Origin of the sequence: Nocardia xishanensis NBRC 101358 (assembly GCF_001613365.1) — a bacterium.
Lineage (GTDB): Bacteria > Actinomycetota > Actinomycetes > Mycobacteriales > Mycobacteriaceae > Nocardia > Nocardia xishanensis.
The window spans coordinates 51072-72854 of sequence record NZ_BDCF01000005.1 but is presented as its reverse complement, the minus strand read 5'-3'; the positions used below and the strand labels follow the sequence as shown (position 1 = coordinate 72854).

19 protein-coding genes and 1 riboswitch are annotated in these 21783 nt (G+C 69.3%); of the genes, 9 read left to right on the top strand and 10 right to left on the bottom strand.

Features of this window, described 5'->3' with window-relative positions; all coding sequences use genetic code 11:
• Positions 1-25 precede the first annotated feature (25 nt).
• The 5 genes from NX1_RS05720 to NX1_RS05700 all read left to right on the top strand — a co-directional run bounded on the left by NX1_RS05720 (position 26) and on the right by NX1_RS05700 (position 4785).
• The gene (locus NX1_RS05720; RefSeq protein ID WP_068054901.1) at positions 26-1165 is read left to right on the top strand and encodes an acyl-CoA dehydrogenase family protein; all 1140 of its coding nucleotides are present in this window, start codon (positions 26-28) and stop codon (positions 1163-1165) included.
• 116 nt (positions 1166-1281) lie between these two features.
• Entirely contained in the window at positions 1282-1830 is a 549-nt protein-coding gene (locus NX1_RS05715; RefSeq protein ID WP_068054895.1) for a DM13 domain-containing protein, read from the top strand.
• Between the two features lie 327 nt (positions 1831-2157).
• A complete protein-coding gene (locus tag NX1_RS05710; protein WP_068054892.1) occupies positions 2158-2703 on the top strand; it encodes an HNH endonuclease in 546 nt (181 codons plus the stop codon).
• A 24-nt stretch (positions 2704-2727) separates the two neighbouring features.
• Positions 2728-3000, top strand: a complete 273-nt coding sequence (locus NX1_RS05705; protein WP_068054888.1) for a WhiB family transcriptional regulator — start codon at positions 2728-2730, stop codon at positions 2998-3000.
• Between the two features lie 171 nt (positions 3001-3171).
• Positions 3172-4785, top strand: a complete 1614-nt coding sequence (locus NX1_RS05700) for a VWA domain-containing protein (protein WP_245668340.1) — start codon at positions 3172-3174, stop codon at positions 4783-4785.
• Between the two features lie 24 nt (positions 4786-4809).
• Here the strand turns inward: NX1_RS05700 and NX1_RS05695 are convergent, their stop codons facing one another.
• On the bottom strand, positions 4810-5667 hold the full coding sequence (locus NX1_RS05695) for a virginiamycin B lyase family protein (protein WP_068054880.1): 858 nt from the start codon (positions 5665-5667) through the stop codon (positions 4810-4812).
• Positions 5660-7135: an ABC-F family ATP-binding cassette domain-containing protein gene (locus NX1_RS05690; protein ID WP_068055228.1), complete on the bottom strand. Its 1476-nt coding sequence runs from the start codon at positions 7133-7135 to the stop codon at positions 5660-5662. Before NX1_RS05690 ends, NX1_RS05695 begins: the two co-directional genes overlap by 8 nt.
• A gap of 71 nt (positions 7136-7206) precedes the next feature.
• Here NX1_RS05690 and NX1_RS05685 point away from each other — a divergent pair, with 71 nt between their 5' ends.
• Complete coding sequence (locus NX1_RS05685; protein WP_245668338.1) at positions 7207-7794, top strand: TetR/AcrR family transcriptional regulator; 588 nt, start codon at positions 7207-7209, stop codon at positions 7792-7794.
• Positions 7795-7864: 70 nt separating this feature from the next.
• On the opposite strand, the gene gcvP is transcribed toward NX1_RS05685, so the two are convergent.
• The 7 genes from gcvP to NX1_RS05650 form a co-directional block, all read right to left on the bottom strand.
• On the bottom strand, positions 7865-10687 hold the full coding sequence (gene gcvP, locus NX1_RS05680) for an aminomethyl-transferring glycine dehydrogenase (RefSeq protein ID WP_068054873.1): 2823 nt from the start codon (positions 10685-10687) through the stop codon (positions 7865-7867).
• A 185-nt stretch (positions 10688-10872) separates the two neighbouring features.
• Positions 10873-10971, bottom strand: a riboswitch (glycine riboswitch).
• Between the two features lie 133 nt (positions 10972-11104).
• On the bottom strand, positions 11105-11698 hold the full coding sequence (locus tag NX1_RS05675; protein WP_068054870.1) for a MerR family transcriptional regulator: 594 nt from the start codon (positions 11696-11698) through the stop codon (positions 11105-11107).
• 200 nt (positions 11699-11898) lie between these two features.
• A complete protein-coding gene (locus tag NX1_RS05670) occupies positions 11899-12372 on the bottom strand; it encodes a bifunctional nuclease family protein (protein ID WP_068054869.1) in 474 nt (157 codons plus the stop codon).
• Between the two features lie 215 nt (positions 12373-12587).
• The gene (gene ftsR / locus NX1_RS05665; protein ID WP_157119567.1) at positions 12588-13391 is read right to left on the bottom strand and encodes a transcriptional regulator FtsR; all 804 of its coding nucleotides are present in this window, start codon (positions 13389-13391) and stop codon (positions 12588-12590) included.
• Between the two features lie 70 nt (positions 13392-13461).
• Complete coding sequence (gene odhI, locus NX1_RS05660; protein WP_067839009.1) at positions 13462-13947, bottom strand: oxoglutarate dehydrogenase inhibitor Odhl; 486 nt, start codon at positions 13945-13947, stop codon at positions 13462-13464.
• 164 nt (positions 13948-14111) lie between these two features.
• The gene (gcvH, locus tag NX1_RS05655) at positions 14112-14510 is read right to left on the bottom strand and encodes a glycine cleavage system protein GcvH (RefSeq protein ID WP_068054861.1); all 399 of its coding nucleotides are present in this window, start codon (positions 14508-14510) and stop codon (positions 14112-14114) included.
• A gap of 42 nt (positions 14511-14552) precedes the next feature.
• Positions 14553-15194, bottom strand: coding sequence for a CDP-alcohol phosphatidyltransferase family protein (locus NX1_RS05650; protein WP_373864864.1), 642 nt, complete (start codon positions 15192-15194; stop codon positions 14553-14555).
• Between the two features lie 129 nt (positions 15195-15323).
• On the opposite strand from NX1_RS05650, the gene NX1_RS05645 reads away from it, so the two are divergent.
• From NX1_RS05645 to NX1_RS05635, 3 genes are all read left to right on the top strand, one after another.
• Positions 15324-17018 (top strand): GMC oxidoreductase, encoded by a 1695-nt coding sequence (locus tag NX1_RS05645; RefSeq protein WP_068054858.1) that lies wholly within the window; start codon positions 15324-15326, stop codon positions 17016-17018.
• Between the two features lie 98 nt (positions 17019-17116).
• Positions 17117-18460 (top strand): DUF2252 domain-containing protein, encoded by a 1344-nt coding sequence (locus tag NX1_RS05640; protein ID WP_068055223.1) that lies wholly within the window; start codon positions 17117-17119, stop codon positions 18458-18460.
• A 110-nt stretch (positions 18461-18570) separates the two neighbouring features.
• On the top strand, positions 18571-19461 hold the full coding sequence (locus NX1_RS05635) for a nuclease-related domain-containing protein (RefSeq protein WP_068054855.1): 891 nt from the start codon (positions 18571-18573) through the stop codon (positions 19459-19461).
• 384 nt (positions 19462-19845) lie between these two features.
• On the opposite strand, the gene NX1_RS05625 is transcribed toward NX1_RS05635, so the two are convergent.
• Positions 19846-21780 carry an acyl-CoA dehydrogenase family protein gene (locus tag NX1_RS05625; RefSeq protein ID WP_068055220.1) on the bottom strand — a complete coding sequence of 645 codons (1935 nt, stop codon included), beginning with the start codon at positions 21778-21780 and terminating at the stop codon, positions 19846-19848.
• Positions 21781-21783 lie beyond the last annotated feature (3 nt).

The window sequence follows — 21783 nt, the reverse complement described above, 5'->3', positions numbered from 1 at the left end:
TCGCGTGGCTTCGTAGCTTCGAAACATGACCACGACCGCTACCCCCGACGTCATCACCACCACCGACTGGATCGAGCGCGCCCGCTCGATCGGCGAGACCCTCCGCGCCGAGGTCGCCGACCGCGACCGCACCGGCGAGATCTCCGCGGCCGCCTTCGACCTCCTGCGCACCGCGGGCCTCTCGGCCGCCCTCGTCCCCACCGAATACGGCGGCGGAGGCGCCACCCACCACGACATGGGCGAGATCTTGCGCGAGCTCGGCCGCCACGACCCGTCGACGGCGGTGGCGTTCGCCATGCACGCGCACCTGGTCGCCACCCAGGTATGGCGGCACAAGCACGGCGCCGACGCCACCCCGCTGTTTCGGAAGGTCGTCGACGGCGCGCTGCTTGTCAGCACCGGCGCCTCGGACTGGGTGGGCTCCAACGGCCGCGCCGAGCGCGTCGACGGCGGCTACCTGGTGCAGGCCCGCAAGGCGCCCGCCAGCGGCTGCGAGGTCGGCACCGTGCTCGTCACCAGCGTGCGCTACGAGGACGGACCGGAAGGCCCGCAGGTGCTGCACTGCGCGATCCCGCTGAACGCGCCCGGCGTGAGCATCGAAAAGACCTGGGACACTCTGGGTTTGCGCGCGACGGGCTCGCACACGGTGGTGCTGGAGAACGTGTTCGTCCCCGACGCCGCCATCTCCCTGATCAGGCCTGCCGACGTCTGGCCGCCCTTACTGAACGTGGTGATCGGCGCGGCGATGCCGCTGGTCCTCGCCGCGTACCTCGGCATCGCCGACGGCGCGGTGCGCACCGCGCTCGACCTGGTGGCCGGTCGCGGCGATTCGCACATCGTGCAGCTGGCGGGCGAACTGTCCAACGCGCACACCACCGCGGCAGATATGGTCGACGCCATGTTCGCGGGCTCGGAGAACCTCGGGTTCGCCAACACCGACGCCTACGCGGCGCGCACGCTCAGCCGCAAGACCGTCGCGGCGGACGCGGTGATCGAGACGGTGCGCCTGGCCATCGAGACGGTCGGCGGCGTCGGCTACTCGCGCAGCAGCGAGCTGGAGATGCGCTACCGCGATGTGCACGGCTGCCTGTTCCATCCGCTCCCGCGGGCCAAGCAGACCCTGTTCAGCGGACACGTCCTGCTCGGACACACCCCGCTCGGATGAAACCGGTGAACGACGCGCCCCTGTTCGGTGATGATTGAGCAGGGGTGCGTTTCGCCTGCGCTCCGCGATAGGGAAGCAGGGCGTCATTCCGCGCCCGCGCGACCGGAAGGACAGCCATGGCGTCTATGCGCACGATCGCCCGCTCCCCGCTCACCTGGGTACTCACGGCCTTGGTCGTAGTCGGGCTCGGTGTGGCGCTAGCCCTGTTCGAGCCATGGCGGCTCTTCACGAACACCACGGTCGACGAAGCGGTCCCCACCGTGGTCGCGCCACCCGGCGGATCGCCGCAGATCGACCCGGCGTCGCAGCCGCCGCGCACCCTCGCGACGGGCACATTCATCTCTCATGAGCACGGCACGTCGGGCACCGTCAGCGTCCTCCAGTTGGCCGACGGCAGCCGGGTCTTGCGCCTGGCGGATCTGGACACCTCCGACGGGCCCGACCTGCACGTCTGGCTCACCGACGCACCTGTGCTGGAAGACAGGGCGGGCTGGGGCGTCTTCGACGACGGTCGCCACACCGATCTCGGCCGGCTCAAAGGCAACAAGGGCAGCCAGAACTACGCCATACCGGCCGATGTCGATCTCGCCGCCATGACCAGCGTCTCGATCTGGTGCGACCGGTTCGACGTCTCCTTCGGCGCGGCGGCGTTGCAGGCGGTCTGAAGGCTCCCCCCTCGCGAAAAAATGACCCGACAAACCCGGGTTCCCTGTGCCACCATGTGATTCCACGATGATCGCCCCGATCGCCGGGGCGATCCGACGAGTACCTGGAAGGAGGAGGTGGCCCGTGCATCGGATGATCGCGTATTCGGCGAATAGCAAAGCCGTACAGCGGTTCTCGATCGTCGAGAACGAACGGCCGTCGCGCGGCGACGGCGGCGCGGCAGGCCACCTCCCGGCCGGACGCTGATCCAACCGGCGCCCTGATCGCGAGCGTCACGTCGCGCTCCGCCGAATCTTCCACTTTCTCCACGAAACATGGTGAGCCCCATGATGTTCCGTCGTGCCGCCGATCCGGCGGCGGTGACCGCCGACAATTGGATACACACCGGCGTCCTCGTTCTGAACGCCTCCTACGAGGCGCTCGACGAGGTCGCCGCCGAACGCGCCGTCGTCCTGCTGATCAGCGGCGCGGCCGAGTCCGTCGCCGACAGAGAGCCGTACTTCCCGATCCGGTCGCGGCAGGTGGAGATCGCGCTGCCGGAGACCATCCGGTTGCTGCGCTACGTGTACATCGAGCACACCGGCCGGGTCGACGATCAGAGTCGCGCCACCCTGGCCGGCGTGCTGCGCCGGGACGCGCACCGGTGCGGCTACTGCGCCGGGTGGGCTCGCACCGTCGACCACATCCGGCCGCGCAGCCGCGGCGGACCCAACACCTGGAGCAACCTGGTCGCGGCCTGCGCTCCGTGCAACACGCGCAAGGCCGACCGCACGCCGGAGGAGGCGGGCATGCGGCTGCTGTGGGAACCGAAGGCGCCCGATCACCTGGCCAAACGGCAACGCCAGATCTGGAAGCAGCTGGCGAGCGCCTGAGAATCGAGAGAGGAGTAAAGATCCATGACCGTCCGAACCGCACCGACCGGAACCGAGTCGACGCTCGCCGAACTGCTGCCGCTCTCGGATGCCCGAGGGTGGCATCGGGCAGCGTGCCGTGGCGACCCGAATCACGAAGCCTGGTTCCCGTACCCGTCCGAGGACTTCGACTACGCGCGGACCATCTGCGCGAGCTGCCCCATCCGCGCGGCCTGCGCCGATTTCGCGGCCGACACCGGCCAGTCCGGCGTGTGGGGCGGGCACGAGTTCGACCGCGGCCGGATGGTCCGCGAATGACCGCCGTGAGCCGCCGACGGACGACAGTGTCGGCGGCTCGCGTGCGTCGCCCGCCGAAACAGTTGGACTCGCCGGGCGGGCTGACCGGCGGTGACCATACACTGATGCGCCGTGGGCACTCATCGCAGCGGGACCAGATCTCGAGGTATCAGCAAAGGTCCGGTTATCGCGGTGGTCGCTCTGCTGTTACTCTTAGCCTCGGTTTTCGCCTGGTTCCAGTTCCGTGACCGGGCCGCAGACCGGGACAGCGCGGCGGCCGCCGACTGCGTCGAGGGACCCGCGACCCTGTTCGTCACCGTCGATCCCGATCTCGAGGCGCCGGTGCGCGCCATCGCCGACAAGTACAACGCGACCGAGCCGCAGGTGCGCGATCACTGCGCGCGCGTCACGGTGACCGCACGCCCCTCGGCCGAGATCGCCGACGGCTTCCGCGCGGGCGCGTGGAACCCGGCGCTCGGACCGCAACCGGCTCTGTGGATTCCGGATTCCTCCCGCGCCGTGGAGTCCATGCGGGTGCCGGGACTCATTGCGGGCGAACCGAGTCCGATCGCGGGCAGCCCGATCGCGCTCGGTGTGCCCGAGCAAGTGCGCGCCGCGCTGGAGAGCGCGCGGGTCGCGTGGGGCGATCTGGCTCGCCTGCAACAGGGTTCGCTCGGCGAGATCGGCCTGCCCGGCTGGGGCGGACTGCGCTTGGCGCTGCCTCCCGGCGATGCAAGGGTGGCCGCCGCGGTCGCGGTCGGGTCGGCCATAGCCGGTGAGGAACCGCTGTCCGACGCCGGCGCACAGTCCGGCCAAGTGGTCGCGGCGATCTCCGGCTTGGCGTCCGGAGCTCCGGAGACCGCGGACACCGCCACCGCCCTCGCCACGATCGCCGATCCGGCCCATGGCGCGGGCTCCGCCATCCACGCGGTAGTCGCTACTGAGCAGCAAATAACCGGGCGCCCCGGCGTGGCCGTCTTCCGTCCGGTCGGCAACGCGCCGGTGGCCGATCACCCCGCCGCGCTCATGTCCGGGCCGTGGGTGGATCAGACGCAGAACCTGATCGCCGGGCTCTTCGTGGACTACCTGCGCAACCCCGAACAGTCGCCGTTCTTCACCACCGCGGGCTTCACCGCGGTGCCGCCGCCGACCGGTCCCGGCGCGTCCCGCACCGCGCTGGAGAAGGTGCGGGCCACCCTCGTGCACCCGGTGCTCGGCGTCCAGTCCACGGTGTTGCTCGACGTGTCCTCGTCCATGTCGACGGCCGAGGGCACGACCACCCGGCTGGCCAACGCGCTCGGCGCGCTGCGCTCCACCATGAACGTCATGCCGCCGGACTTCGGCCTCGGCGTCTGGACCTTCGGCAAGAGTCTCGACGGCGTCAACCCGTACCGGGTGCAGGCTCGCACGGGCGCGCTCGCCGACAGCCAGCGCGCGACGATCGACGCCGCGCTGACCAGCGTGCGCGCCACCGAGAACAAGACCGATCAGGCCTACCCCGCCCTGCTCGCTGCCTACCGCAGCGCGGTGGCGGGCTACGCCGACGGCCGGACCAACTCGGTGCTGCTGATCACCGACGGCCCCGACGACGACTCCGCGCTCACCGGCGCGCAGCTGCTCGCCGACATGGCGGCGGCCGCCGATCCGGACCGCCCGGTGCGCGTCGACGTCATCGTGATCGGCGGCAGCGGCACCGAGACGCTGCAGACCGCCGCCCAGCGCACCGGCGGCAGCTACGTGCGACTGGCCACGTCGAACGATCTCAGCTTCGGCAGCGCGGTGGTCCAAGCCCTGACCACCCCGTAGGGGCTGAGTCGGGAGGCCGGCTGACTACTCCCGCCCGTCCAGTTCGACACAGACGAGCGCGCCCGACTCCATAGCGATCCAGATCGCGCCGTCGGGGCCGAGCGCAAGACCGTGCGGTTCCGCCCCGGGCAGGTCGAGTTCGCTGATCTGCCCTGCGGTGGTGATCCGCCCGAGTCGCGAGCTCCCCCATTGCGTGAACCACAGCGCTCCGTCGGGGCCCGCGATGATCGCGTGCGGACGCGCCGCGCGATCCGGCAGCGGGAACTCCTCGATCGCGCCGTCGACGGTGATGCGGCCGACCTGCCCCGCGCCGATCTCGACGAACCACAGCGCACCGTCGGGGCCCGCGGTGACACCGACGGGGTTCGCCTGCTCGGTCGGCAGCTCATACGTGGTGATCGCACCGTCGGCGGTGACGCGGCCGATCGCGTTCGCCTGATTCAGGGTGAACCAGAGCGCACCGTCGGGCCCGGCGGTGATCATCGAGGGCATGCCGTCGACCGGGTACCGGGCGATCGTCCCGTCGACGGACAACCGACCGAGGCCGCCGGACCGAAGTTCGGTGAACCACAGCGCGCCGTCCGGTCCGGTGCACAGCCCATACGGCGCGTCGGCGGAGACGAACGACAGCGCGCCGTCCGCGCCGATCCGGCCGATGCGGTTGCCGCGGAACTCGGTGAACCACACCGCGTCGTCGGGACCGGCGACGACCACGGTCGGCTGTCCGTCGGCCGGGTCGAGAGCGATGGTCTCGACCTGCTCGCCCGTCCATCGGCCGATCGCGCCCTGCGCGGCCATCGTGAACCACAACGCGCCCGCCTCGTCGACGGTCACGCCGTACGGCGCACCCGGCGCCTCGATCGTCGTGCGGATCTCAGGCAAATTCGTGCACTCCCTTCTGTTCTCCCCGGAACCGGCGGCGCAGCGCCCGATCGTGACTGACCACGACCACCGCGCCCTGATACTCGCCGAGCGCCTGCTCCAGTTCTTCCACCAACGCCAGTGACAGGTGATTGGTCGGCTCGTCGAGCAACAGCAGATCGTGCTCGCCCGCCAGGACCCTGGCCAGCGCGAGCCTGCGCCGCTGTCCTTCCGACAGCGCACCGACGGGCACGTCCAGCGCGCTCGAATGGAAAAGACCTGTCGACACCAGCGCCTTCCGGTCGCGGCCGTAGGCCTGCGCGACCGTGTGCGCCGGATCGAACGCGACCTCCTGGCGCAGGTAGCCGACGCGGCCCTCGGCGCTGTCGTAGATCCGGTCCAGCAGCGTCGACTTGCCGGAGCCGTTGGGTCCGTCGATGAGCAGCCGGTCGCGCGGGCCGAGGGTGAGCTCGCCGATCGCGAACGACTTCGCCTGTGCCGCACCGAATCTGCCGCGGAAGCGCAGCGGCTTCGGTGGCGGCGGCACCGGATCGCCGGTCAATCTACGCAACCGTTCCGCGGTCTGGCGCACTCGCGAGGAGATCGAACTCTGCACCCGTCCCGCGTTGCGGTCGTAGGCCATCTTGTTGTTGTCCTTCATGACCCGGCCCGCCGCGACCCGGTGCGCGGTGGTCGCGGAGAACTCCTCGAGCCGCCTGATCTCGTCGCGCCACTGCGCGTATTCCTGCTCCCAGCGCTGTCGCGCCGCGGCCTTCGCGGCGAGGAAACCGGTGTAGCCGCCGCCGAACCGGGTGACGCCGCCGTGCTCGACCTCGATGATCGCGGTCACCACCCGGTCGAGGAAGACCCGGTCGTGCGAGACCACCACGACGGTGCCGCGGTGGGCGCGAAGACGGTCTTCCAGCCAGGTCAGGGCGGCTTCGTCGAGATGGTTCGTCGGCTCGTCGAGCAACAGGATCTCCGGAGACGCCGCCAGCAGGCAGGCCAGCCCGAGCCGCGCCTGTTCTCCGCCGGAGAGGCTCGCCACGGCGCGGTCGCGGCCGATACCGGCGAGGCCGAGGCCGTGCATGGCCTTCTCGACCCTGGCGTCGGCGTCGTAGCCGTCTCTGGCCTCGAAGGCGATGAGCAGGTCGCCGTAGGCGTCCATGTCCTGCGCGGCGGCGGCTTCGCCCATGCGCCGCTCCAGGTCGCGCAGCTCGGCGAGCGCCAGATCGATGGCGTCGGCGACGGTCTCGCCCGCCAACGTCTGCGCCAGATAGCCGACGCCGCCTGCCGCGGCGACCGTCACGACGCCTTCGTCGACCCGTTCGGCTCCGGTCATCAGGCGCAGCAATGTCGACTTGCCCGAGCCGTTTTCACCGACTATCCCGACCCGCTCGCCGGGCCGGATCGAGAACGTGACGCCGTCGAGAACGCGACGCTCGCCGTAGGACTTCGCGACACCCCGAAGGGTCAGTTGGGTGGTCAGATGCACTCCAATCGCAACTTGTGTAGCTTTAAGCTAACAAATGATTCGCACTAATGCAACAGGAGTTGTCTTTGGAGACTCGGAAACGTCCCGGCGGCCGCAGCGCACGGGTCCGTGACGCGGTGCGCGCGGCCACCCTCGCCGAACTCGCCGAGCACGGCTATCAGGGCCTCGGAGTCGACGCCGTCGCCCAGCGTTCGGGAGTGCACAAGACCACGGTCTATCGCCGCTGGGGCAGCCCGGAGGGACTGATCGCCGACGCGCTCGACCTGGCCGCCGCCGAGCCGTGGCCCATTCCCGACACCGGCACGCTCGCCGGCGATCTGCGCGCGCTCACCGAACTCGTCCGCACCGGATTCGCAGATCCGGAGGCGGGTCCGGTCGCCACGGCGTTCATCGCCGCCGCCATGCAGAATCCCGCCGCGGCGACCGCGCTGCACGACTTCTATCGAGCTCGCCACCGGCAGTCGGCCGAGATAGTGCGACGGGCCGTGCTCCGCGGCGAACTCGACCCCGGGGTCGACGCGGAGCAGGTCGTCCGCTTCGCGGTCGCGCCGATCTTCTACCGGCTGTTCATCTCTCGCGAACCGGTGACGGCCGACGACGCCCGCCATGCCGCCGACGCGGCACTCGCCGCAGCCCGCGCAAAGGCGCTGTGAACTAGCTCCGGATACGCGAAAGGCCGCCGCGCCGAAGAGGATTCTTCGAGCGCAGCGGCCTCACTGTGCGTCAGTCGGCGTAGGCGTCCAGCGGCGGGCAGGAGCACACCAGGTTGCGGTCGCCGTACGCGCCATCGATGCGCCGCACCGGCGGCCACACCTTCGCCCTTGCGTGCGCGAGACCCCGCGGGTAGACAGCGATTTCGCGGCTGTACGGGTGATCCCACTGACCGACCAGGCTCGCCGCCGTGTGCGGCGCGCCACGCAGCGGATTGTCCTGCACCGGCCAGACTCCCGCGCCGACCTGATCGATCTCCTTGCGGATAGCGATCATCGCCTCGATGAAATCGTCCAGCTCGGCGAGGTTTTCGCTCTCGGTCGGCTCCACCATCAGCGTGCCCGCGACCGGGAAGCTCATGGTCGGCGCGTGGAAACCGTAGTCCGCCAGACGCTTCGCCACATCGTCGACGGTCACGCCGGTGCGCTTGGTGATCTCGCGCAGGTCGAGGATGCACTCGTGGGCGACCATGCCGTGCTCGCCGGTGTAGAGCACCGGGAAGTACTCGTCCAGCCTGCGCGCCAGGTAGTTGGCCGAGGCGATGGCCGAGAGCGTGGCGCGACGCAGGCCGTCGGCGCCCATCATCCGGATATAGGCCCAGGTGATCGGCAGGATCGAGGCCGAGCCGTACATGGCCGCCGACACCGCGTGCGAACCGCGTTCCAGCGGATCGCCTGGCAGGTACTTCGCCAGGTGCGAGCGCACCGCCACCGGGCCGACGCCGGGACCGCCGCCGCCGTGCGGGATGCAGAAGGTCTTGTGCAGGTTCAGGTGGCTGACGTCGCCGCCGAACCGGCCGGGACGGGCCAGACCGACGAGCGCGTTCAGGTTCGCGCCGTCCACGTAGACCTGGCCGCCCGCGTCGTGCACCAGCGCGCACAGCTCGGCCACCTCGTGCTCGTACACGCCGTGCGTGGACGGGTAGGTGATCATGATGCAGGCCAGCCGGTCGGCGTGGTCGGCGATCTTGGCGCGCAGGTCGTCGAGATCGACGTCGCCGTTGTCCCGGCACTTGACCACCTCGACGCGCATGCCGACCATGGCCGCCGATGCGGCGTTGGTGCCGTGCGCGCTGGACGGGATCAGGCAGGTGTCGCGGTGCGTGTCGCCGCGGTCCAGGTGATAGCGGCGAATGGCGAGCAGGCCGGCGTACTCGCCTTGGCTGCCCGCGTTCGGCTGCAGGCTCACCGAGTCGTAGCCGGTGATCTCGCAGAGCCAGTTCTCCAGGTCGGCGACGACCTTCAGCAGGCCGGGCGCGTCCTCGACGGGAGCGTAGGGGTGCACCCTGGCGAAACCGGGCCAGGTGATGGGCTCCATCTCCGCGGTCGCGTTGAGCTTCATGGTGCACGAGCCGAGCGGAATCATGCTGCGGTCCAAGGCGATGTCCTTGTCCGACAGCCGCCGCAGGTAGCGCAGCATCGCGGTCTCGGTGTGGTAGCTGGTGAACGCGGGGTGGGTGAGGAATTCGGAGGTGCGCGTCTCGATCGAGGCGGCGGGCGCCGCGGCGCCGTCGGCGTCCAGCGACCGTGCGGTGCCGAAGGATTCGAGCACCGCCGCGACGTGCGCTGAGGTCGTCGCCTCGTCGCAGGCGATGGCCACGTGATCGGCGTCGACCAGCCACAGGTTGATGCCGCGCGACTTCGCCTTGGCCACCACGGCTTCCGCGCCGCCCGGCACGTTCGCCAGCACGGTGTCGAAGAAGGTGTCGTGCACGACCGCGCCGTCCAGGCCCGCCGCGATGGCCGCGGCGTGCCCGTGCACCCGCCGTGCGATCGCCCGCAGGCCGTCCGCACCGTGGTAGCTCGCGTACATCGCGGCCACGATGGCCAGCAGCACCTGGGCGGTGCAGATGTTCGAGGTCGCCTTCTCGCGACGGATGTGCTGCTCACGGGTCTGCAGCGCGAGCCGGTAGGCGAGATCGCCGTCGGCGTCCACCGATACGCCGACCAGCCTGCCCGGCAGCTGCCGCGCGTACTGGTTGCGCACCGCCAGGTACCCGGCGTGCGGACCGCCGAAGCCGAGGGGCACGCCGAAGCGCTGGGTGGTGCCGAAACAAACGTCGGCGCCCTGCTCACCGGGCGGGGTGATCAGCGTCGCCGCGAGCAGGTCGGCGCCCACCGCCACCAGCGCGCCGCGCTCGTGCGCCGCCGCGATGACGCTCGTCCAGTCCACGATCCGGCCGGACGCGCCCGGCGCTTGCAACACCACGCCGAAGAACTCCCCCTCCGGCAGCGCGCCGGTGGACAGCTCGGCCTCGACGATCTCGATGCCGAGCGGCTCGGCCCTGGTCTCCAGCACGGTGCGGGTCTGCGGGAACAGGTCGGCGTCGACCAGCAGCCGCGCCGACTTCGACCGTCCCGCCCTGCGCAGCAGCGTCATGGCCTCGGCGGCCGCGGTGGCCTCGTCCAGCATGGACGCGTTGGCCACCTCCATGCCGGTCAGGTCCGAGACCATGGTCTGGAAGTTGAGCAGCGCCTCCAGGCGGCCCTGGCTGATCTCCGGCTGGTAGGGCGTGTAGGCGGTGTACCAGGCCGGGTTCTCCAGCAGATTTCGCACCAGCACCGGCGGGGTGAGGGTGTCGTAGTAGCCGAGGCCGATCATCGAGGTGGCCACGGTGTTGGCGTGCGCGAGGGCGGCCAGCTCGGCGAGCACCTCGTGTTCGGTGGCCGCGGGCGGCAGCCCGGCCAGCGCGCCCGCCGCGGAGTCGTCGAGGATGCTCGCCGGTAGCGCGACGGTGGCCAGGTCGTCCAGCGAGTCGACGCCGACGACGGGCAGGATCAGGGCGAGTTCGTCCTGGTCGGGTCCGATATGACGGTCGGCGAATGATCGAGTCACGGCAGCAGCTCCAAGGTCGGGCGGGTCGAGCCGTGTCGATGGAGGGACGCGGTGTCGACGGGGTTCCAGCCCTCCCCCTCTGTCGTGGTGCCTGAGAGATTCGGGCGGCCCGGTCGAGGCCGGTTCCCTTTCCCCATGGGCGGGCGGCCCTGCGCATGCGCAGACCACCGCTTTCCAGAGGCGCCGAAGCCCGTACGGTCCCTGTTGCCTGAGAGATTGACGGGGAGGTGCTGCTCCTTCGGCGCCCGGTCTGTTCGAGACCGGAACTCTCCCGCACGGCGGCGACGCACCGTCAGTTTATGACGACGCGCCGCGAAACGATGCCTCCGCCCGAGTGTCGCCCTCGTCACTCCGCCGCGACGGACCGAGAAAGGCCACCGTCCCATGCGGGTGACGGTGGCCGAATGCCGCCCGGTGTCAGCCGGTGGCCCTGTTCATCCGCGCCTTGCGCCGGAACGCCAGCTCGTCCTCGGGACGCTCGGTGGAGGTACTGGCACGCTCTGCGGGGAAGTTCGCGATGGCCCCGGTCAGCTCGCGCATCGCGCCGCTGACGGCGATACCGAAGACGCCTTGCCCGCCCTGCAGTAAATCGACGACTTCCTCGGGCGAGGTGCACTCGTACACCGAGGTGCCGTCGGAGAACAGGGTGATGCCCGCCAGATCCTGGACGCCCCTGCTGCGCAGATGATCCACGGCGATGCGGATGTTCTGCAGCGAGATCCCCGCGTCCAGCAGCCGCTTCACGATCTTGAGGACGAGGATGTCCTTGAACGAGTACAGCCGCTGACTACCCGAGCCCGCCGCGCCGCGAATGGACGGCACGACGAGTCCGGTCCTGGCCCAGTAGTCGAGCTGCCGGTAGGTGATCCCAGCGACCTGGCACGCACTCGGCACACGGTATCCGACGAGCTCGTCGGGTACGGAGTCGTCCGGGAACAGGCCGGGCTGCACCTCTGAGCCCTCGGACGGACGGACGTCCGGCCGCCGCACATCCTGCGATTGCTCTGCCACTGACCACTCCCTTGCTCCGCAGACGCCTAGCCTCAACGATGGCCCGGCTCCGGTGATGACCAACAACCCGTCATTCCGGACGTGGCCCAACTATCGAGATTACTCCCGTTGATTCTCTCGGGAGCGACATCGTCGGACCAAACGCGACGCGCGGTAAAAGTCTGTAGCTGTAGTTGAGGTCTAGAAGATTTCCGGCACCCTCAGCTGTCGGTGGCCTTGAAGTCGTCCGGCGACACCGACTCGAGGAACTCCTTGAACTTCTCCACCTCGTCCTCGCGCTCGTCGGGCATGACCAATCCCGCCTCCTCGAGGACCGCTTCCTCGGCGTGGATCGGGCAACCAACCCGCAAAGCGATGGCGACCGAGTCGGACGGGCGCGCCGAGATGCGCAGGTCGTTGTCGAAGACCAAGTCCGCGTAGAACGTGCCTTCTTGCAGATCCACGATCCGGACTTCCTTGAGGGTGTGCCCGAGCTCGGTGATCAAGATCTTGATCAGATCGTGGGTCAGCGGGCGGATGGGCGTCACCCCCTCCTGCTCCAGCACGATGGCGGTCGCCTCGGCCTGGCCGATCCAGATCGGAAGGTACCTGTCCCCCGACACCTCGCGCAGCAACAGCACGGGCTGGTTCTGTGGCTGCTCGACGCGGATGCCGATCACGCGCATTTCACTCATGCCAGCGCCTCGCTAACGCTCGGTTCCGGCATGCGCGAAGCACGCTGTGACATGATTCGCTCGCTCATAGCACTGCCTCCCATATTCGCCGGCCGCCCGACCTGACCGCTGCAGAGCTCGCCGTACCACGAGTCTAGGCGAACCCACAGCGGTGCTGCGATCGGTGTGCACAGCCGAAATCGGCGTGTTGCCGGGGTGGAATACAGGTTCGGTCGTCAGCTTCCGAGAGAGTTGCGTACCGAGGCTTTCACCAGGCAGGTGTGCAAGGTCAGCGACAGTGCCGCGAGTTCGCGCACGGTTTCCTCGGCCCTTGCTCGCGCGCCCGCGTCGCGGCTCTTGGCGATCGGCGCGGCGATCTGGGCCAACAGCGCGGCCTCGCGGTCCGCGGCCAGTTTGAAGGCGCGCAGATGCCGTGCCTCCAGGCCGAATTCGGCCATGGCGCGGGCGGTTCTGGCCAACGTGACCGCCTCGCTGTCGAAGAAGCCCGCGGCTCCGGGAACGATCAGATTGGCCCGGATCAGATCGTTGAGGAACCGCTCATCGATCTCGGCCTGCTCGAGCAGATCCGCTCGGGTGAGCCGGATTTCATGATCGAAGCGCAACTCGTCCGGCGAGACCTCGCCGGGCACGACGCCCAGCCTGCGGGGCGCGGCCGCCCGCGGGACGCGGCCTGCCTGCGCTACGGCGGAGCCGGAATCGACACCCGTGATCGGCCCCGATTCCGCACCGCCCGGACGGCCGGAATGCGCCCTGGCGCGGGCTTCCCGCACGCCGAGCGTGGCCGCCCCGCTGTCGATCGCTTCCAGTTGTTCCTTGATCACCTTCAGCGGCAGGTACTGATCGCGTTGCGCGGTCAGCACGAACCTGAGCCGCTCGCAGTCCGCGACCGAGAACCTGCGATAGCCGGACGGCGTGCGCTCCGGCCGGATCAGGCCCTCGGATTCGAGGAACCTGATCTTGGAGATGGTGATGTCGGGGAAGTCGGGTCGCAGTAGGTCGAGAACGGAGCCGATCGACATCCCTCCGCGCGCCCACTGCGCCGCGCCCGTCACAGCGCCGTGCCTTTCACACACATCGGCGCCGTCGTGCTCATAGACTGCCCGCACCCGCTGACGGCTCGTTCACGGAGGCGCGCGGTCCGGTCAGGAACACGAGCCGGAACTTGCCGATCTGAACCTCGTCGCCGTTCTGCAGCTCCGAGGAGTCCACGGGCTCGCGGTTCACGTAGGTGCCGTTCAGGCTGCCCACGTCCACCACCTGGAACGTGTCGTCGTCCTGGCGGAACTCGGCGTGCCGACGGCTGACGGTGACGTCGTCGAGAAAGATGTCACTGTCGGGGTGACGCCCCGCCGAAGTGGTCGGCTGATCCAGGAGGAACCGCGATCCCGCGTTCGGCCCGCGCTTGACGACCAGGAGGGCGGCGCCGACCGGCAGGCCCTCCACCCCTTGGACCGGCTGCTCACCGGTCTGCTCACCGGAGCGCGACGCGTCGACCTCGTTCAGGAAATCCGCGCGGAAGACCGACGTCGTCTCGGCCGCGGTCTCCTGGTAACCCGGGTCTTTGTTCTCGCTCACCGTTTCTCTCCTCCTCGAACCTGATTATCCATGCAAGCAGGTGATGCTTCGCCGACACGACCGGTCGTGTCGCTAGAACACCGGCATCGGCTGCCGGTACATCTGTTGGCTTTGACCGTACCCTGCCGGGGCGTGCCCGTGCAGGGAGAACTGGGAAGGCCGCGTCAGCCCCCGATAACTCCTTGATAACCTGCCGCATCCAGCAGTTCACCCAGCGTGACATCGAGTCCGCCGGCGTCCTCCACCTCCAGCTCGAACAGCCACCCCGCACCATACGGGTCGGTGTTCAGCGTCTCCGGCGCGGAGGCCAGTTCTTCGTTCACCGCAACGACTTTCGCGGCCAGCGGGGCGTAGATGTCCGAGACGCTCTTGGTGGACTCGACCTCGGCGATGCCCTCGCCCGCGTCCGCCTGCCGGTCCGCGTCGGGCAGCTGCACGAACACGACATCACCGAGCTGCGACTGCGCGTAATCGGTGATGCCGACCCGCACCCGGTTCGGGGCGATCCGGCGCACCCATTCGTGCTCCTCGGTGTACCGCAGATCCTCGGGGGTTAGGGACACTGGGCGTCCTTTCGTAGTGAACGTTGCACGCAACCTTATCCGTTATGGGCGACGGTGCCCCACAGCCGGTATCGCTCGCGCCACCGCAATGGCCTTGCCCGCGTAGAGCACGCCGGTCCATAGATACACCGCGGTGCCCCAGACGAGGAATGCCCCGCCGAAAGCCCGGCCGAAACCGGCGAGTGCCCAATCCATCTGTCCGGCAAGCAACCAGGGCAGCGCGGACATGAGCGCGAAGGTGGCGGCCTTGCCCAGATAGATGACCTCGGGCGGGTCGAGATCCCGCCGTTTGTAGACCGAGAGCGTGAGTGTCAGCATCAGGTCTCGCCCGACCAGCAGCAGCGCGACCCACCACGGGAGCAGACCGCGGATCACGAAGGCCAGCAAGGTGGTCACCAGGAAGAGCCGGTCCACGAACGGGTCGAGCAGCGCGCCGAGCCGCGATCCCTGATCGAGCAGCCTGGCCAGCTTGCCGTCCAGGAAATCGGTCACGCCGCTCGCGACCAGCAACGCGAAGGCCCAGCCGTCGGCCTCCTCGACGAGCAGCAGCCACAGGAACACCGGCACGCCGATCAACCGCAGCACGCTCAGCACGTTCGGGACGGTGAGGATGCGGTCGTCGAACACGCCGCCGCCGGCGTCGGCGCGCTCGCCGGGTTCGGTGGTCCCCGATTCCGTTGTCACAAGCCATTGCCTACCGCACGAACCCCCGGCGGCGCCATCCGGGCTCGCTGTCGGTTTCACGCCACAATGCCCACCCTGAAAGAATGACTATGAAACTATCTCATCATCGATAGGTGAGGAGAGGATGTCATGCCCGCATTCGACTACGACGTGGTAGTGATCGGTTCCGGGTTCGGCGGCAGCGTCAGCGCCCTGCGGCTGACCGAGAAGGGGTACCGGGTGGGCGTGCTCGAGGCCGGGCGGCGCTGGACGGCCGACGACCTGCCGAGCACGAATTGGAACGTGCGCAAATCACTTTGGGCCCCCCGCCTCGGCCTGACCGGACCGCAGCGGATCAGCATCCTCGGCAAGTGCGCGGTGTTCTCCGGCGCGGGGGTGGGCGGCGGCTCGCTCATCTACGGCAACACCCTCTACGAGCCGCTGCCGAACTTCTACACAGACAAGCAGTGGGCGCACATCACCGATTGGAAGGCCGAACTGGCGCCCTACTACGACCAAGCCAAACGCATGCTCGGCGTCGCGCCCAACCCGCGCATGACGCCCGCCGACGAGGTGATCAAAGAGATCGCCGACGACCTCGGGGTCGGCGACACCTTCCACGCGACGAACGTGGGCGTCTTCTTCAACGAGTCCGATCCTGGCGCCGAGGTCGACGACCCCTACTTCGGCGGCGCCGGCCCGCGCCGCAGAGGCTGCGTGCACTGCGCGCGGTGCTTCACCGGATGCCCGCACAACGCCAAGAACACCACCCCCACCAACTACCTCTACCTGGCCGAGGAAGCGGGCGCCGAGGTGCATCCGCTGACCACGGCGACGGCGGTGCGCCCGCTGTCCGGCGGCGGCTACGCGGTCGAGACCGAGCGCTCGGATCGCTGGATCCGCAAGCAGCGCAAGACGTTCACCGCCGAGCAGGTGGTGCTCGCGGGCGCCGCGCTTGGAACCCAGAAGCTGCTGCACCGGATGCGCGACGAGCGGGTGCTGCCCGCGCTCTCCCCGCGACTCGGCGAGCTGACCCGCAGCAACTCCGAGGCAATCCTCAATGTGGTGAGCCGCGCTCGCCGCGATTTCGCCGAGGGCATCGCCATCACCTCCTCCATCCACCCCGAGGCCGACACGCACATCGAGGTCTGCCACTACGGCAAGGGTCAGAACGCGCTGTTCCCGATGTCGGTGCCGATCGTGGACGGCGGCGCGTTCCGCTTCCTGCGGTTCCTGCTGGCGATCCTGTTGCACCCTTTGGTGTTCCTGCGCAGCCTGAACGCCAGGCACGCGTCGGAGAAGTCGGTGATCCTGCTGGTGATGCAGTCGCTGGACAACTCGCTGACCTCGTTCCGCAAGCGCGGGCAGCTGAAGACCAGGCAGGGCACGGGCGAGCCGAATCCGACCTGGATCCCGCTCGCGCACGACGTCGGCCGCCGCTTCGCGGAGAAAGTCGACGGCGACACCCACGGCCTGATCATGGACGTCTTCGACATTCCGGCCACCGCGCACTACATCGGCGGCTGCGTGATCGGCGAGAGCGCGGAGACCGGCGTGGTCGACCCGTACCAGCGGGTATTCGGGCATCCGGGCCTGCACGTCGCGGACGGCTCGGCGGTCACCGCGAACCTCGGCGTGAATCCCTCGCTGACCATCACCGCCCAAGCCGAACGGGCCATGGCCTTCTGGCCCAACAAGGGCCAGGATGATCCGCGCCCGGCCCTGGGCGAGCGCTACCGGCGCATCGATCCGGTCGCACCCGCCAAGCCCACCGTCCCCGCCACGGCGCCGGGCGCGCTGCGCCTGCCGATCACGCCGGTCGATCCCCCGGTGCCCGCGACCTGAGCCACCCCGCACGATGCGCGGGAATCGGCGTCGGCAGGCTAGCGTGATCCCTCGTGTTCAGTGGTGTCGATCTGCGCTCCTACGTCCCGGCCGAGGAGATGCGCGAGCGTGGGCGGGCCCTGCGCGAGCGCGTCCCGGTGACCGCGCGCGACCGCGAGGCCACCGGCGCGCGGCGGCCGGACGTGCTCGACTTCCTGCGCGCCGCGCATGAGGACCGCATTCCGCACCTGGTTCCGCTGCGGGTGGGGCGGATGATGTCCGGCCCTTTCACCTTCTACCGCGGCGCGGCCGGTTTGATGGCCGCCGATCTGGCCGGCGGACCGGTCAGCGGGCTCGACGCGCAGCTGTGCGGTGACGCGCACGCAGCGAACTTCGGTCTGTACGGCACCGCGCGCGGCGAAATCATCATGGACATCAACGATTTCGACGAGACCATCACCGGGCCGTGGGAGTGGGATCTGGAGCGCCTCGCCGCCAGCCTCGTGCTGGCCGGTCGCGAGTCCGGCGCGGACGAGGACGATTGCCGCAGGGCCGCACGCGACGCCGCCCGCAGTTACCGGATCGCCGTCGACACGCTCGCCGAAATGCCGTTCATGGAGTCGTGGACCGCGCTGCCCGACGAATCGGTGATCAGCACGGCCAAGGCCGACGCGCTGCTGGACGATTTCAAGAAGGCGGCCAAGAAGGCGCGCAAGAACAACAGCGCCAAGGTCGCCGCGAAGTGGACCAGGCACATCGACGACCACGTGACCGACGTCAGCAAGCACCGATTCGTCAGCGACCCACCGGTTCTCACCCCGGTCGAGGACGCCGTGCGGCACGCCGTGATCGACGGACTGGAACGCTACGGCGATACCTTGCGCGAGTCGCGACGCAACCTGCTGGCCCGATTCGCCGTGTCCGACGTCGCTTTTCGCATCGTCGGCACCGGAAGCGTCGGGCTGCACAGCTACGTCGCGCTGCTGCACGGCAACGACGGCGAGGTGCTGGTGCTACAGCTCAAGCAGTCCATCCCGTCCGCGCTCGCGCCGTACCTGCCCGCCCCGCCGGTGCGCCACGAGGGCGAGCGAATCGTGCAGGGCGCCAGGCTGGTTCAGTCCGACTCCGACATGCTGCTCGGCTGGACGACGCTCGAATTGGGCGGGCGCGAGCTGTCTTTCATCGTCCGGCAGTTCCGCAACTTCAAGGGCAGCATCGACCCGGCCGCGCTGCCCGCGGGCGATCTCGACGACTACGGCAGGCTGGCGGGCGCGCTGCTGGCCCGCGCGCATTCGCGGTCGCTCGATCCCCGTTTGCTCTCGGGATATCTGGACGGCGACGAGAGCTTCGACGAGGCCGTCGCGAACTTCGCGGTGCGCTACGCCGACCGCACCGAGGCCGACCACGCCGAGCTCGAACGCGCGGTGCGGGCGGGGAAACTCGCCGCCGAGATTCCCGAATGAGCCGCGCCGCCAACGCCCGACACGCCGCGTGTCGGCGTTGGCGCGGCGCGGCTCGCGCCATTGCTCGTATCCTGTCCACTGTCGAGTGACGACGTGAAGGGCGGTCGCGAATGCTCGTACGAGTACAGAACCCGGCTGGCACGAATGCCGAACGGGCACTGATCGATTGGCTGCGCACCTGGAAGGACCCGGCGAGCCCGCACGGCGTTGCCACCATCAATTGCAGCCTGTTCCACAAGGACAAGTTGCACCAGTTCGACGCGGTCGTCTGGACGCCGACCAGCTGCGTGGTGATCGAGGCCGAGGCGCTCGTCGCCCGCCAGGACGGCGTGCTGGAGATCCCGTTGAACGGCGCGTGGACGATCAACGGCCAGCCCGCCGCGATGGAGGGCAGGGACAAGCGCACGCCGCTGGAGAAGTCCCGCGATCACACCTTCGCGCTGCAGGACTGGCTGGCCGCCCGCGGCCTCGGGCAGCGCGCGGTGCACGGAGTTGCGCTCGTGGTCCCGCTGCGCGGCGCCGAGCTGCAGATCCAACAGGGTTGGAGCGACCCGAGTTTCGATGTCATCCTCGGCAACGACCCGGGCAGGCTGCGGCACTACTTCGACACCCTCGCCGAGAGCGAGAAGCACCTGTGGACCGCCAACGACGTCGCGGTCGCCTTCCGAGGTCTCGGCATCCTCCCCTATCTGCCCGCACCGCAGGAGCTGATCAACGAGGGCTTCCTCGGCCCCATCGACATCACGTTGTGGCACGGCGGCCCGCAGCAGGCGCAAGCGGAGGCGTACGCCGAGGAGCTGGCCCAGCAGGAGCGCGATGCGCGGGCGCCGATCGTCAAGGCGCCGTGGTACAGCCCGTGGAAGCTGTACCCGACCGAGCGGGGCGACATCGATATGGGCCGCGCGCTGATGCGGGCGGTGCTCACGGTCGGCATGGTGATCGCCATCGCCTGGGTGCTGTGGTTCGTCGTCACGGCGATCCTCACCTACGGACCGGGCTGATCACCCGAGAGGAGCATTCGTGGTCGAGCTCGAGGTAACGCACCGCACCGTCACGATCCGGGTGCTCGGCGCGCATCGGCTCTGGGCGCTGCGCCGCACGATCACTGTCGAGCACGCCCACATCGGGGAGGTCGTGCCCGCCGAGCCGTGGCTGCGGCCGCCGTGGCTGCGCGTCCCAGGCACCTATCTGCCCCGCGTCATCGCGGCCGGGTACCTACCGGGACGGCAAGGGGCGCAAGGAGTTCTGGGACACCCGGTTCGATGGCAAGGCGATCCGGATCGACCTCGCCGGCGGGCCGTTCACCCGCATCGTCGTCGATGTCGCGGATCCGCACGCGGCGATCGGCGCGCTGATCAAAGGTCACTGACCGCCGCGCGGGCCGATCAGCTCCGCTCGTAGACGCTCGCGTCGTCGAGCATCGCGGCGCGCAACATCGTCTCCGGCACGCCCATCGCCTCCACCAGGGTCAGCGCGTGCGGACGCAGCCGGTCCACCAGCTCGTTCACCCCACGTCGCACCGCCTTCGCGCGTTCGACCGACATGAACCGGTGCATGATGAACCAGGCCGAGTTCTCCTCGAGCATGGTGTAGACGAACAGGTCGCACACGTCGTCGGCGAGCGCCTTGGCGTCCGGGTCCTCGATGTCGCCGATGCCTTCGATGAAGGCTTCCAGCACCAGCCGGTCGATGTGCGCGGAGCCGGCGGCCAGGATGTGGTCCTGCGCGTTGTTGAACGCCTCGAAGGGACCGGTCTCCTCGGCCCGCGCGCGCAACCGGTGCGCCGCGGTGCGCACCAGGTAGTCCTCGCGGTCGGCGAACAGTTGCAGCTGTACCGACCGCCGCGCCAGATCGCCCTCGTCGATTCCGTCGTCGCCGCGGTCGCGCAGCGTCTGAATGAGCTGACGCACACCGGAGCGCTTGCGCACCACGTCACCGGCCATGGTGGCGGCGAAACGCACCCAGCCGAGCGCGTCCAGATCGCGAATCTCGTCGGCGTAGGCGGTCAGCAGTTCCTTGGCGACCAGCTGGGTCAGGACGACGTTGTCGCCTTCGAACGTGGTGAACACATCGGTGTCGCCCTTGAGCGTCACCAACCGGTTCTCGGTGAGATACCCTGCGCCGCCGCAGGCTTCGCGACATTCCTGAATGGTGCGGGTGGCGTGCCTGGTCTGGGCGACTTTCAGGCCCGCGGCGCGCTTCTCCAGCGCGCGCTGCGCGCCCGGCTCCAGATCCTGGCCGGTCTGCACCAAGTGCATGCGGCGCACCAGGTCGTTCTGCGCGAAGGCGTAGGCGTAGGACTTCGCCAGCAGCGGAAGCAGCCTGCGCTGGTGGCTGCGATAGTCCAGCAGCACCGTCTCCTCGCCGCTGTCCGGATCGGCGAACTGCCTGCGCTTCATCGCGTAACGCAACGCGATGCTCAGCGCGACCCTCGCGCCCGCGGCCGCCGCGCCGCCCACGCTGACCCGCCCGCGCACCAACGTTCCGAGGGTGGTGAAGAAGCGCCTGCTCGGGTTCTCGATCTCCGAGCTGTAGGTTCCGTCGGGCGCGACGTCGGCGTAGCGGTTGAGCAGGTTCTCGCGCGGGACTCGGACGTGGTCGAAGGAGATACGGCCGTTGTCGACGCCGAGCAAGCCGCCCTTGAGTCCGTCGTCCGAGGTGGTGACGCCGGGCAGGTCGGCGCCCTGCTCGTCGCGGATCGGCACCAGCAGGCAGTGCACGCCCTGGTTCTCGCCGTTGGTGATGAGTTGCGCGAAGACCGCCGCCATCCTGGCGTGCTCGGCGGCGCCGCCGATGTAGTCCTTGCGTGCCGACGGCGTCGGACTGTGTACGACGAACTCTTCGGTCTCGGGATCGTAGGTCGCGGTGGTCTCCAGGTTGGCGACATCGCTACCGTGCCCGGATTCGGTCATCGCGAAGCAGCCGAGCAGGTCGAGTGAGATCAGCCTGCGGATGTAGTCGCGGTGGCGTTCGGTTCCGAGGTTCTCCACCGCACCGCCGAACAGGCCCCACTGCACGCCCGCCTTGACCCACAGCGACAGGTCTGCGTAGGCGAGCATCTCCAATCCGGTGACGGCCGCGCCCGGTTCGCTGGTTCCGCCGTTCTCCCTGCGGAATCCGCGCTCGGCGATGCCGAGGGTCGCGATCACCCGCATCTGCTCGAGCACCCGGGCCCGCGCCGCCTTGTAGTCCAGGTAGGGGTCGCCGGTGAATTCCTCCCCGATCAGGTGGGCTCGGGCCTCCTCGCGGACGGACCCCCACGGTCCATCGAGTGCCGCACGAAGGTGTTCTGCCGTCGTTGAGCTGCTGCCGGTAGCCATGAC